Source organism: Psychrobacter sp. M4, assembly GCF_055699795.1.
In genome coordinates, this window is sequence record NZ_CM146740.1 from 1278462 (window position 1) to 1292544 (window position 14083).

Here is a 14083-nt window from a genome sequence, read left to right on the forward strand (position 1 = left end):
TTATTTATGTCATATAGAGAGTGTTATGAGCTTATCGTACAAAATGTCTTCCTTATCACTAACAGCTTTGCTATGCAGTGTCACCCTACTTAGCGCCTGTCAAACCTCGCCCTTTTCTCGCAAGCCCGTTCCCGAACCACGTTATATTCCTACTATTGTATTGGGTGAGGCGCAAACTTTAACTATCTTGCCAACTCGCGTGGCTTGTGAATCAACATTACCTATGCAGTGCCTACTCGCTAAATCTAATAAAGATGGTTCTGTATTTCAGATTCCTTACTATTGGATTGATGATTTTGAGCCAAAACTCGGTACAGAGTATGTAATCACTGCTCGTCCGCAGATTGATGAAAACAAGCAAAGCCCCAATGGATATTGGACATTGCAAAACATCTTGTCACAGCGTATGGTCGGTACCCTTTAAATACACTGCTTAGGCATACTGCTTGACTAACTTATTAACTACCAGTTATTGAGTTGTAAACAGACAAATTAATAAAGAGGATATGATGGGAAAAAAACGCAAAGATGATGCCACTAACGATGTTAATGAAGACACACAAACTGAGGTTTCAAACAAAGACAGTGGTCCAGCTCCAGTAACCAGTCCTGAAAATACCAAAGATGCGGATAAAAAAGAACAAATTGAGCAGACTCATGAGCAAGTGAATGATGACATTATGCATCATCCTGATCTTGTAAACCCTCTAGATGAAACCCGTATCGATATAAAATCAGGCTTTACCAAAGATTCTCGACGCATCAAAAGCGACAAACATGATTATGAATATGATGCTGTGGTTCTAGGAGCAGGGCCTGCTGGCGAGGCTGCGGCGATGAAGCTCTCCAAGTCCGGTAAGAAAGTAGCGGTCATCGATCCGCGTGATCAATTAGGTGGTAACTCTACGCACGTAGGGACAATTCCGAGTAAAGCACTGCGCCAATCGGTATTTAACCTGATTAACTTTCGTCGTGATCCTATGTTTACCAAAGCGCTAGAATATGAGCAGGTGCCGCTAAACAAGGTGCTAGCTAATGCGCGGCGAGTGATACGCAGTCAGGTCAGCACCCATACTCGTTTTTATGAACGCAACCGCATTGAGGTTATCCAAGGTTGGGCAAGTTTCGTAGATAGTCATACGCTGCGTGTGGAGACGGATGAAAACGTTTTTGAAACGCTTACCTTTAATAAGGCTATCATTACGGTTGGTAGTCGTCCTTATCGTCCGGAGATTTTAGACTTTGATCACCCCCGCGTTTTTGATTCTGACAAGATCCTACAAATGGATTATATCGTTAAAAAAATTATCATTTATGGGGCAGGCGTGATTGGTTGTGAGTATGCTTCTATCTTCACCGGCCTTGGTTATAAAGTTGATTTAATTAATAATCAAGGAAAGCTACTTAGCTATCTTGATAGTGAGATCAGTGATGCTCTTGCCCATGACTTTAGACAATTTGGAGTTCTGATCCGTAACAATGAAGAGATTGATCATCTAGAAACTCGCGATGATTGCGTTATTCTACATCTAAAGAGTGGTAAAAAAATTAAATCTGATGCTATTCTTTGGTCAAACGGTCGCTCAGGGAACACCGAAGGTCTAGGTCTTGAATCGATCGGACTAGAAGCCAATAGTCGTGGTCAGCTCAAAGTCGATGACAACTATCGTACTGAAATAGAAAATATTTATGCTGCAGGTGATGTAATTGGTTGGCCATCTTTGGCGTCGGCAGCTTATGATCAAGGCCGCTGTGCTGCCGCCTTTATGGTAGGAGATAGAGACGCTGAACCAGTCTCTAGCGTGCCTACCGGCATCTATACCATTCCTGAGATCTCAAGTATCGGCAAGACTGAGCAAGAGCTGACTGATGAGAAAGTTCCTTATGAAGTGGGTCAAGCTTTTTTCAAACATCTAGCGCGTGCGCAGATTATTGGTGAACGTACCGGGGTACTCAAAATACTATTCCACCGCGAGACGCTGGAGATCTTAGGTATTCATTGCTACGGTAACCATGCTTCAGAGATTATTCATATTGGGCAAGCAGTGATGAAGTCTAACAATACCCTTGAATATTTTGTCAATACCACTTTTAACTATCCAACAATGGCAGAAGCATACCGAGTAGCAGCATTGAACGGTCTAAACCGAGTATTTTAAAATTTTTTTGCCAGACTAAAACACACAAAATCTATTAGGCTACATCAACGAGAAAGCATCTACTACACTAAAAAGCGTCTACCATATTAAAAGGTAGGCGCTTTTTTTTGTGTTGCCTGCCAGCGCATGAGTAACAATAAGATAAAATAAAATACCAGTAGGCCAGCTAGAGCATAAAATCCGGTAGCCACTTGTGCTATTGACGCGCCCATCTGATTCATTTGTACCGAGGTATTAATGCCTGGAGTAGTAGGTGCCAGCCAGCGTACAATTTGTAGCGTTTGTGGCAACTGATTGGCAGGCCAAGGATAGCCACTGATAAAGAGTATAGGCAGTGAGCTAAAAATAAGAATTTGCAAGCTGCGCTCGCGCTGACGAAACAACAAACCAAACACGCAGCCCAGAGTGGCGACTGTTGGGCAAAACAGCAGCAAAAATAGCAAACTTCCAAGCATGTTTTGTCCCCGTGGATAGCTTTGTATCTCAAACACCCAGCCATAAAAGAAGCAGCCAATGACAAAGTTTATCGAGGCAAGTGCTGTAATGCGTCCCAGCCAGCCGCGTATCGTAGTCATGTGTCGGCGCTGCTCGTACCAAGTACCGATGAGCATGGCGGTTGCCATAAGCAAAGTCTGCTGCAAGATAATAATGGATACAGCTGGCACCACGTAGGAGCCGTAGCCTTCGGTTTGATTGTATAAAGGGATAATCTGTAGCGGTACCGCTTGCGTGCTTTGCTCCGCAATAGGTTTATAAGCGCCTTGGGCGACGCTTTTTTGAATCTTAATTCCAGCAGATACGGTACTAACAGCTTGCAAAAACCCGGTCTGCACACTTCGGTTTAGAATAAGATAGCTGCCATTGGCCAGTATACTAACGCTCGCCTGTTTTCCAGACAACACTCGCTGCTCAAGACCGCTTGGAATTACCATATAACCAGCAATTTGGTTTGACCATACCGCTTCTTTGGCTGATTGCTCATCGGTAAAACGCTCAGTATCAAGATCAGGGGTAGCGGTAGCATAGCGAACGATAGTACGGGATAGATCGCTATTGTCATGATCCACAATACCGACTGGCACATGATTAACTATCTCAGAAGAGTAGGGCCAAGGATAAAAAAAACCATAAATAACAGGAGCGATAATCAGCATGAGCACCACACCGCTGTCGGTAAAGATGTCTTTAAAGGTTTGTAGTAAACTACCAAAAAAGGTCGATATCGGTGCCATCAGCGTGCTCCCCAGCGTTCAGGATGTGCAAGCGCACGTTTGATTAACAGGACAGTAACGAGGCCAGCTATGACAACCGCTAGCATAAGCCCATACATAATGGGCAGTGATACCATGACCGGTGCTTTCATCTGTAGCTGAGCAATATGTAGTTTGAGATAATGGGTTAATGGTAGCGCGTCTGCCCAATACTTGGCGCTGTCTTTGATAGCGATGTAGGGGTAGGTAACTCCGGCAAAGGCATAAGAGGGCGCTGAGATAAAACCAGCCGCTGATAACCCTGCACGTAGTGAAAACGAGGTCAGAGTAAAAATAGCTCCGAGCCAAAACGATAGTACCATTAAAATAACCAAGCTAATATAAGTGATTATTATGGATGAGAGCACAATAGAGTGCTGCTGAGTAGCAAGCCATATGGCTAATATTGACCAAAGGCTATAAGCTAATATGGGCCAAAAATACTTTCCTGTTAATCCAAAAAGTACTACCAACATACTAACTTGATTGGGTGCTCGCAGTTTAGGCGGCGTACTAGCATCTGACTTTTTTGCATCAAGTCTGTCTTTATTAACACTGTTTTCGTCAAGTCTGTTTGCAGACTTGGTTTCATCGATACTGGTTTTATTAAGCAAAGTTAAATCAGGGCTACCCGTAGCAATAAAATGGTACCAGCGTCCAATTTGCTTATCGCGTAGCTCGCGGCCAATAGTGGTCGCGCCAACGACCATGGCTAGAATATGTAGCAGCGCCGGAATAATCGTTGAGGCCAAAAACTGCTGATAATCGGTTGCAGCATTGAATAAACTAATGCGCTGAATCGAGATAGGAGAGGCGGCGATAGTTGCTTGTGAAGGCGCTACCCCTTGCTTGACTAAACGTTGTATCTCAACTCCTGCTGATAAGGTTGCTACCACCGATTGTACACTTTTTTGCACGATACCCGAGTGAGTACCGTATTGCGCATTGACTTGCAGAACTACTGGAGAGGGCTTACCGGATAAAATATTGCGCTCAAAGTCATTGGGTATCGTCACTACGCCGTAAATGTCACGTCGCAAAATAGCTGCTTCTGCTGCCGCTTGCGAGCGATAGGTGTTGGCAACTGTGATGTCGGGAGTGGCTTCTAAATAACGCACTAAAGTATACGCAGTAGGGCTATGATCATTATCGATCACGCCGATAGGCAAATCAGTGATCTTAGTTTGGGAAAATACCCACCAAATCATTAATACAGCTAGCAGCGGGATCCAAACGATCATCGCCAGATCCCAAGGATTCTTGGCTAAAAAGCGTCGCTCATAAGCGGCGCTGCGCAAAAATGCTCTCATCAAGGACATGGTTTACTCAGTCGACTTGGTAAGCTGGGAGGTAGATTGAGTCGTATCCATTTTTATCAGCACACTCATGCCTGAGCGCACGCGCGAATCTGGATTGGTAGGTCGGGCTTTGATCTCAAAAGTGCGCACATCGAAGCCATCATCATTATTAGTCGGTCGCCAAGTAGCAAAATCAGATAGCACGGATGAAGTGTAGACTCTAAACTGCATAGTATAGGGCTGCTCGGATGAAGGCGAGGTTAGCGCCGGTATAGTCCCAGTAAACTCTTGACCAATAGTGAAATAGTTTAAATAGTCCTCAGTGACGTTTAGTACTACCCATTGATCATCATTATCGACCAAGGTTAATAAAGGCACTCCTTGACCGACGACCTCGCCAACATTGACAATAACGTCATCAACGATACCGGAGATGGGACTGACAAGATTGGCCTCATCTTTGGCCGCCAGTGCCTCTTCAAGCGCAGCATCGGCTTGTGACACTTGCGCGGCTGCCGCTGATTCATCTTCGCTGCGAGTACCCTCTAGCGCCAGATCATATTGTAAACGTGCCGCTTCGGTTTCGTCCTGAGTAGCAAGGTATTTAGTATAAGCTTCATCGCGCCTTTGCTGGGTCATGAGTCCCTCTTGATAAAGACGATTTACACGCTCATAAGTACTGGCCGCCAAGTCAGCCGCCGCTTTATTGGCTTGCCAGGCCGCTCTTGCTTGCGCAATCTCTTGCGGACGCGCGCCATTTTCTGCCTTTTCAAGCTGGCTTTGCGCGGCTTGCTTCGCGGCGCGTGCTTGATTGACTTTGGCATTAATCTCAGGGGAGTCCATCTCAATAAGCTGATCTCCTGCCTCAATCACATCGCCTTCAGTGACAAAGATCTTGGCAATACGCCCAGGCACTTTTGCGGCAATGGAAGTTTGCTGCATCTGCATCTGCCCTTGAAAAGTGGTGACTTGCGGCTCGCTATGTTGATTGCTTTTGAATAACCCATAGGCGATGACACCAAGCACAACGACAACGGCCAAAGCAATCCCTACTTTTTTAATCAGCGCCTTTTTCTTAGCGTTTTTGCTTTTTAAATGTGCGCGCTGATATCCATCTGTAGAGTGTTCAGTAGGCTCAGCTTTTAGATCCGCTGTAGGTTCAGTAGAGGTATTTTCGTCACCCAAATCGTCGCGATGTTCAGTCATGAAAGTAATATTCCTAAAACAGTAGGATTGAAAATAAAGCGTTTATTACAAAAGTAAAAGGATTGTTTAATATGTTCTACTAGTACACGCGAATAGCATAAGGTTTAGAGGATTCTATGGCTTCGAAATTAAACATGGCCCCAAAGGCTACGATAAATGCTGAATAATAAAGCCATAGCATAATGACTACCGCTGCTGAAAGCGCGCCAAACTCAGCGCTATAGTTATTAAAGTTTTGTACATAAATCGAAAACAGCACAGACAATAAAATCCATAGAACGGTGGCAAGAGCAGCTCCTGGCATGAGTTTTTTTAGCGGCATAGGGTCATGATTTGGCGCAAAACGGTAAATACTTAAAAAGCTTAAAAATATAATACCAGCCAATATAGGCCATCGGCTCCAAAGCGCAATGGTTTTAGCTATTTGAGGGAAGGGAAAATAGTTCGCGACTAAAGGAATAACAGCAATAGAGGAGATTGCTATAATCAAAACTAATAGGGCACCAAAAGTCAAACCAATGGCTCGAATGGTTCTTTGTATAAAATTACGCTCTTGGGTAATATGAAAAGCTAGGTTTACAAGAATAATCAAATATTTGATACCCTTAGAGCCTGAATAAAGCGCTAAGAGCGTTGAGAGAAGCAGACTAAAAGTAAGACGTGAGGCGGTATTAGAGACCAGCTCACTCAAGCGGCCATCGAGAACATCATACACATTTGCAGGTATAAATGGGCGTAAGATTGAGATTTGTTCTTGCATCTCAGCAGGCGAAAAGACGAGACCGTAAATCAGTACAAATACGGCCATCACTGGAAAGATAGATAGAAAACCAAAAAAACCTACGCTGGCACAGTGCGCCCAAACATTAGACTTATTAGCTGTGCGCCAAGTTTGCAAGATCAGTTGCTGCCATTTTTTTCTTTGGCTCTGTTCGGTTTTCATAGTATGGACATCTCCAGTATCGACAATGCAGTAGAATAATTAACAATGGTGATATGATGGTTATAATTTATGTATTTAGCTTTGTAATTAGACTGTTAAAGATTAGCGTTATTTAAATTTTTGCAAACCATTGAGTCTATACCAAAATATTTGACTATAACTTATGATTTGTTAATGATTTACAATTTCCCCATTATTCTTTGTATAAAGTTGGTAGGCGGATATCAGCGGCATTAAGATAAGCATTAAAGGCAAGTGGCGTGCCGCAGCTCTCCATTAAAGCCGCTAGTGCTTGTACATAATCATTTGCCGCTTGCGCTTGCTCGGTGCGCGCTTTTAGCGCTTGCGTCTGAGCCTGCACCACATCGACGGTAGTATTCACTCCTTCTTGTAACCCAAGACGACGCAGACGCAACACTTCTGCTGCCAAGTCAACGTTACTTTGCAGTGCCTGATAGCGCGCTTGCGCATTATTCACATCGTTCCAGTTTTTCTCAACGAGCAGCAATAAATTATCGCTGACCTCAATCTCAGAGAGATCGGCTTGACGTATTTGGGCGTTGCTCGAAGCGATAGAGGCGCTTTTATCCAAGCCGCCCCATAGCTTCCAGCTGGCAGAGACCCCCGCAATCCAGCTTGGGTCTTTTTCAACTTGACCATAACCATAGAGCATAACAGTGGGTTTATAACCGGTATCCGATAGATCGCGCAGCTGCTCAGCTTGTGCGCGTTTGGCTGCAACCTTTTGTAGGCCCGGATTATTAGTCAGTGCCAAGTTCTGAAAGTACTCGATATCTGGCAGAGGCTGGCTTGAGACAAATAGCGGTGTGGTGGGCTTGATGCGATAGTCGGTGCGTAGTAAGCGCTGCAATCCAATCATGGCTAGGCGTGCATCATTGTTGGCTTTGATAGATTCGCTCTTTGCATCAGCAAGGGCAGATTGAGCTTCTAGGCGCTCAACACGCGAGACAAACCCTTCTTCAAATAGCCGCTCTACCTGATGATCGATTTGCTGTAAGGTGTTATAAGCGTCTTCGCGCAGATAAGCGGCGATGATAGCCAACTGCGCCTGAAAATAACGCTCAGTCAAGGTATTATAAAGATCATTTTTATCTAAGATACTATCTGCGACCGCCTCTTGAGTACGGGCTTTTGAGGCGCCCGTTAATGCTGTTGTGCGCCCAGCAGTATAAATTGGCCAGACCACACCCAAGCCTGCGCCTGTCCTTGAACCTGAGCGCTTAAAATCATAAGAGTCAGGAATACGTTCGCCAATCATCTCACCAAAATTAGGTAGCGGCGCGACGGGAGGCACAGGGGGCGTCAAATCTCCACTATCAGAACCAGCATTGTTGACACCAGTGATAATCTCGTTTCTTAGTGACGATAGATCAATATCTTCTTGTATTTGATAAGTACTTGCTGAGGCTTGTGCAAACACAAAAGGATTGTCTATCGTTGCAAGCGCATCGGTTTGATACTCGCTGGCGGCAATAGCTGCTTGATTGGCTGCCAATTTTGGGGACACTTGTAATAGAATATCTTGTGCCTGTTCAAGACTTAAAAAGCTAGAAACTTCCAACGGGTAACTGTTATCGATACTTTTGTGAGTGATAGGATCAATAAGGGTATCTAAGTTAGAGCTGCTTATTGGTTGGGTTAAAGTAGAATGGGTCAAAGCAGATTCAGGCAAGCTAACAGCGGATACGACTGGCCTATTGTTATTTATAGCAGCAGTCCTATTGGCGCTAGGATTAAGCGGTTTGGCTTGCGTATTTTCAATAGGCGTAATAGCGACGGGAGTTAGCGTATTATTTGCAAATTGATTATCATGATTGATATCAGTACTGCTCGCTAAGGCATTCGAGGAAGCTATGATAATAGCAACAGCACCAGTCAAAGACGAGATAGCAAATTTCATAAGAAAATAAACCATGAATCAGAAAATAAAAGGTAGTACTAAATATAGAGGCTACACTCTAGAGCGCTAATCGTGGCCGGTCAATAGTCATTGTGCATCTACTATAGATTAGCCAGTCAGTTTGCAAAAGCAGTGGCATAACTTTTAGCATAGCTTATAGTGTTATTTTTATAACAAAAATAAGGTATGCTTTATTTATAAATAGAGTGTGAGCTATAGACGGTTTAATAAATAACGCAAATACTAAGACGTTGCATAGGGCATATCAAGGATTAAATATGGCAGGATATATACTAGCCTTGGATCAAGGTACCACCTCAAGTCGAGCTATCTTATACGATGATCAAGCCCGGCCTATTAAAACCGTACAAAAACCAACTAAGCTGCAAACACCAAAAGCGAGTTACGTAGAACAAGATGCGCGCCAAATCTGGCAAACTCAAATCAGCTGCGCCCATGATGTCATCAATCGAGCAGGACTTCTCGCCACCGACGTTACTAGCATCGCTATCACTAATCAGCGCGAATCTATTGTGCTGTGGGACAAACAAACAGGTCAAGCGCTAGCGCCTGCTATTATTTGGCAAGATCGGCGCACAGCGAGCTACTGTGATGAGCTGGCGGCTAATCAAACTATAGCGCAGCAAGTACAGCAAATTACAGGACTGCGTTTAGATCCTTATTTTAGTGCCAGCAAAATTGCTTGGCTGCTTAAGTATAATCCTAATATCAAAGCTCGTATTAGCAGCGGTCAGATAGCAGTAGGCACTGTTGATAGCTGGCTAATTTATCAGCTGACGGGCGGTGAGCATGTCATTGATGTCACTAATGCTTCACGTACTCTATTGTATGATATTCACAAATTAGAGTGGTCAGAGACACTTTGCGCGCGCTTTGATATCCCAATGGCGATACTGCCCAAAGTGTTACCCTCTGATGGCGACTTCGGCAGAACCAAAAAAGGCTTATTTGCTAAGCAAATACCTATCCATGCCGTATTAGGCGATCAGCAAGCTGCGCTTTTTGGTCAAGGCTGTATGAAAGCTGGTATGGCTAAAAATACCTACGGCACAGGTTGTTTTATGCTGATGAATATTGGACAAGATGCGAAGCTTAGTGAACATCAGCTGCTAACTACGATAGCTTGGCAGCGCAGCGCATCGATAAAACGCATAGATAATTTGTCTATAGGTCAGATCGTGCAGTCTGGCAAACGTATGTTACAACCACCTAAAAAGGAGGTGACTTACGCACTTGAAGGTAGTGTATTTATGGCAGGTGCTATCGTGCAGTGGCTGCGTGACAATCTTGGCATGATCAAGCAAAGCTGTGATATTGAAGATCTAGCGCGGCAGGTAGAGAGTAGCGAAGAGGTAGTGCTGCTACCTGCGTTTACAGGCCTTGGCGCTCCGCACTGGCGCTCTGATATTAATGCTAGCATTGTTGGTATGAGCCGCGGTACAACCAAAGCCCATATAGCCCGCGCTGCTTTGGAGTCTATTGCTTTTCAGACTTATGACGTCTTAATTGCCATGCAAAAAGACAGTCCGTATCCGCTTACAGAGCTGCGGGTTGATGGCGGTGCTGCTAATAATGACTTGCTTATGCAGTTTCAAGCCGATCTGCTTGGCGTACCAGTATTGCGACCTAAAGATACTGAGATTACTGCCAAAGGCTCAGCACTGCTAGCTGGTTTGAAAAGTGGATTGTATGATGAGAGTATTATAGAAGAATCATGGCAAGGAGATCATATCTTTGAGCCCAGCCTATCAGATGATAGACGCGAAGAGCACTTAGAAAAATGGCAACAGACGATAACTAGAGCGCTTGTAGATATCTAAAAATGGGATTTGAAGTTTTTCCTGTATATTACTAATATGATAAAAACTATTTTTCAAACAATTGTCTTTCGAAAGTCTATAGTCGTTATATGGACATTAAATACTCTAAATTGCAAATATGTTCGACTATGAAAGATATACATGTTGTAACGTAAGACGTTCGTGATGGCGACAAAATTTACATAAACGGACTATTGTCGATACCAATAGTCCTCTACACTATAAATCAATCGGTTGGATAAAGACGATTGATTATAAAAGGGGTTAGTTAGCGTTCACTGTATCTAACAACTAATAAATATATGATAAATAATTTAAGGATAGTATTATGAATAACCGAGACAATGATATAAATAAAAATGACCGTTTAGATGAGCGCGTTATTGATAAACGTGTGATAGATGAAAACGATCGCATAGCTGAAGAGCATATGGCACGTGATCCTGATTATCTCGAAGTCGGTGATAAAACACGCATAATAGATGATAATGCTCGCCGGGAAGCGGGTGCTGATGATACCACGCATGTAAGAGCCACACGCGATGCAACGATGACTGATCGTGACAATGTACGCGATGACAGAGTAGTTAGAGATCATGATAATATTGATCGCCATGAAGTCAAAAATATGTCGGATGCGACCAAAGACGATCTAAATGCTGATATGATTACTGGTGAGCCAGGTTCGCATCCTGTTGGTACTGGTGTTGGCGGCGTAGGTGGTGCAGTAGCGGGTGCAGCTATTGGTTCAATGGCAGGTCCACTAGGTACTCTAATTGGCGGTGCGATTGGTGCAGTAGCTGGCGGCGGTGCAGGTCATGCCTCAGCTGAAGCTATCAATCCAACCCACGAAGAAGCTTACTGGCGCGCTGAACATGCCAATGTCGATTATTACAGAGAAGGTCACGACTTTGACCGTGATTTGCATCCTGCCTATGCAGTAGGTTATGCCAACCGCGGGCGCTATCCAGCAGACGCACGTTTTGAAGATCATGAAGAAGATCTGCGCCGCTCATGGGAAGAGGTAAAGGGTGAGTCACGTTTGGCTTGGGATGATGCCCGTCTTGCATCACGTGACGCTTGGAACCGCGTTTCTAGATAATTAATAGCTGCTATTGATTGTTTTGAGTATTTATTAAGCATTAGTTATAAAAGTTTATAGAAAATAATTACAAAAATGCGCTTATGCCAAGCAAGCTGTAAACTTAATAAATTATAGCTGATCAATAGTATTTATAACTGTAATCTATGCTATGTTAAAGCCTTCAGAGTTATCTCTGAGGGCTTTTTTATTGACTTTCTATCGAGAAATGAACCTAAATTAAAACAAAGTAGTGCTACAGAACATTTGAGTCATACAAATTTGAGCTACACTATAAAAACAACAATATAACAACATTAGGTAAACCATGAATCATCAAAACAACGTCGACAAGTCAAAGCAGTTTTATATAGCTACTGCTAATTTATTAAATTTCGCCAATCCTAACCGGATTTATTATGAAAACGCACCAGCTTATACTAAGAAAGAATATCAGCATAAACTGATTGGAATTACCGAACTATTAGCTAAAGCCCATGCTGATATTATTGCAGTGCAAGAGGTATGGGATAGTGACGCGCTTAAGGCTTTAGCCGTGGCACTAGGTTTTGAGCCGGAGCAAGCCATTATTCCACTGGCTAGTAATGATCATGATAGTCCTTACACTCAAGGACATGGTGCTCAAAAAACACCTGCTGTTGGGTTTATCAGTCGTTTCGCTCCCCTAGAGACGACATTATTAAAAGATATTGGAGCTGAAGCGATCATTGATGTTCCGGATGTAGGGCCTTATCATCAGTTCAATCGTCCACCTTTACTGCTACGTGTGGATGCTTATGGACAACCAATAACTATCATTACCGCTCATCTCAAAAGCAAACGTGCATTTTTCTTGCGTGATGAGGCGGGCAACTTATTAGAAGATATGGACGATCCTAATATTCGTATTCGCGCTAAGCTACGTAGTTTGTGCATGCGTGCATCAGAGGCGGCGTCAATACGTATGTCTATTATTGAGCGCTTGCAGTATACTCGCGAGCCCCTGATTTTACTAGGTGACATGAATGATGTTACCGGTAGTGTAACCACACAGCTTATGACTGAGACTGGTGAGGTGAATTATGACAAAAGCATGCGTGATGTAGCATTGTTCGACGCAGCTCGTATTCAAGCGCGTTATGGTTGGATGAAAGATGTCGCCTATACGCATATTTACCAAGGTATGCCTGAGGTTATTGATCAGTTGTTCGTCTCAGAAGAGTTTTTACCTGATAGTAAGTTTGCGCTTGGTCATGTTGAGCGAGTAGATTACTTCAACGATCATTTAAAGTGGGACTATACTGATAGAGTGATTGATCATGGTATTATCAGAGCTAAGATGAAAATTTACACTTAGTTACGATTACGTTACATAGGTAGTAATAGCTAGTACATTATCGTTTTAATCCTTCCTTGGCTCTTGCTTGATAGCATACAAGTGTTTATGATGAGTCTTTAAATTCGGTTGTGTTAATATTTCTGATAAGCTGTCAAGAGTAGACCAATTTAATGCTAAAATAGTCCCATGAAGATTATTATCCATACATAATAGGGCGTAACACTAAGAGGTATACAATGAGTGATCATAAAGACGATAAGATAGAAGACATACTAGTTGATTCTGAATTGGCAAAAAAGCTGGTACCGAACAAGTTTAAGTTTACCAGCCAACAAGGTCGCGTACGCCGTCAAAAATTATTGATGGGCGCTAAAAAGTTGAGCGAAACGCAATCGGTTAACGACATTACTCTAGCAGCTGTATGTGAAGAGGCGGGTATTCCAAGAGCTTCTGCTTATCACTTTTTTCCTAATATCGAAGCCATATTTTTGGCACTGCGTTTTTTGAACGCTATAGAGATATTAGAGATACTAGAGACGGTTGAGACGGACAACTATGACAGATGGCAAGGTTATTTAACGGCGCTTATTCAGCGCTGTGTGAATATCTTTCATGATGACCAAACCAAAGCTAAACTAATTTATGATACCAATACTCCAGATTTTGAAGGTGATGGCTTTGGTGAAGATATGGATCATCAAGTGGTTGAGCTGGTCTATAAGCGCTTGTCAGAGCGCTATGAGATGCCAAAATTTGAAGATATTCAAGACGTCTTGCTGGTAACTTATAGTATTATTAACGGTATATTTACCTTATCTTATCGTCGTCATCAGGGTATTACTGATAACTATTTGCAAGAGGCGACTACGGCTTCTATCGCTTATTTGCGCTGCTATCTACCAGAGAAGCTACCACGCAAAGATCGTTAAACGTTAGCAAAGTAAGATAGTACTTAATAAGATGACGATTTATTATAGTGATATAAGGAGCTGGTGTAATGCCAGCTTTTTTGTGCTTGTTTAACTGATGGTTTAGTAAACAATGC

General features: G+C 43.1%; 11 protein-coding genes. 6 read left to right on the plus strand and 5 right to left on the minus strand.

All coding sequences use genetic code 11. From position 1 onward, the window contains the following. The first annotated feature begins 25 nt into the window (after nt 1-25). Nucleotides 26-424, plus strand: a complete 399-nt coding sequence (locus ACR63N_RS05405) for a DUF4377 domain-containing protein (RefSeq protein WP_367106096.1) — start codon at nt 26-28, stop codon at nt 422-424. An 85-nt stretch (nt 425-509) separates the two neighbouring features. Then, nucleotides 510-2159, plus strand: coding sequence for a Si-specific NAD(P)(+) transhydrogenase (gene sthA, locus ACR63N_RS05410; RefSeq protein ID WP_367103793.1), 1650 nt, complete (start codon nt 510-512; stop codon nt 2157-2159). Between the two features lie 86 nt (nt 2160-2245). Here sthA and ACR63N_RS05415 read toward each other — a convergent pair whose 3' ends face one another. The 5 genes from ACR63N_RS05415 to ACR63N_RS05435 form a co-directional block, all read right to left on the minus strand. Beyond that, entirely contained in the window at nt 2246-3391 is a 1146-nt protein-coding gene (locus ACR63N_RS05415) for an ABC transporter permease (protein WP_367103473.1), read from the minus strand. After that, nucleotides 3391-4728 (minus strand): ABC transporter permease, encoded by a 1338-nt coding sequence (locus ACR63N_RS05420; RefSeq protein ID WP_367106095.1) that lies wholly within the window; start codon nt 4726-4728, stop codon nt 3391-3393. Before ACR63N_RS05420 ends, ACR63N_RS05415 begins: the two co-directional genes overlap by 1 nt. A gap of 3 nt (nt 4729-4731) precedes the next feature. Continuing rightward, nucleotides 4732-5913: an HlyD family secretion protein gene (locus ACR63N_RS05425; RefSeq protein WP_367106094.1), complete on the minus strand. Its 1182-nt coding sequence runs from the start codon at nt 5911-5913 to the stop codon at nt 4732-4734. Between the two features lie 79 nt (nt 5914-5992). Then, a complete protein-coding gene (locus ACR63N_RS05430; protein WP_367103470.1) occupies nt 5993-6856 on the minus strand; it encodes a YihY/virulence factor BrkB family protein in 864 nt (287 codons plus the stop codon). A 193-nt stretch (nt 6857-7049) separates the two neighbouring features. Further along, nucleotides 7050-8777 (minus strand): TolC family protein, encoded by a 1728-nt coding sequence (locus tag ACR63N_RS05435; protein WP_367106093.1) that lies wholly within the window; start codon nt 8775-8777, stop codon nt 7050-7052. A 278-nt stretch (nt 8778-9055) separates the two neighbouring features. Between ACR63N_RS05435 and glpK the strand changes: the two genes are divergently transcribed. The 4 genes from glpK to ACR63N_RS05455 all read left to right on the plus strand — a co-directional run bounded on the left by glpK (nt 9056) and on the right by ACR63N_RS05455 (nt 13967). Continuing rightward, complete coding sequence (gene glpK / locus ACR63N_RS05440) at nt 9056-10618, plus strand: glycerol kinase GlpK (RefSeq protein ID WP_367106092.1); 1563 nt, start codon at nt 9056-9058, stop codon at nt 10616-10618. Nucleotides 10619-11168: 550 nt separating this feature from the next. Continuing rightward, entirely contained in the window at nt 11169-11720 is a 552-nt protein-coding gene (locus ACR63N_RS05445) for a hypothetical protein (RefSeq protein WP_367106209.1), read from the plus strand. Nucleotides 11721-12027: 307 nt separating this feature from the next. Next, entirely contained in the window at nt 12028-13056 is a 1029-nt protein-coding gene (locus ACR63N_RS05450) for an endonuclease/exonuclease/phosphatase family protein (RefSeq protein ID WP_367103467.1), read from the plus strand. A gap of 218 nt (nt 13057-13274) precedes the next feature. Beyond that, nucleotides 13275-13967: a TetR/AcrR family transcriptional regulator gene (locus tag ACR63N_RS05455; RefSeq protein WP_367106091.1), complete on the plus strand. Its 693-nt coding sequence runs from the start codon at nt 13275-13277 to the stop codon at nt 13965-13967. Nucleotides 13968-14083: the final 116 nt, after the last annotated feature.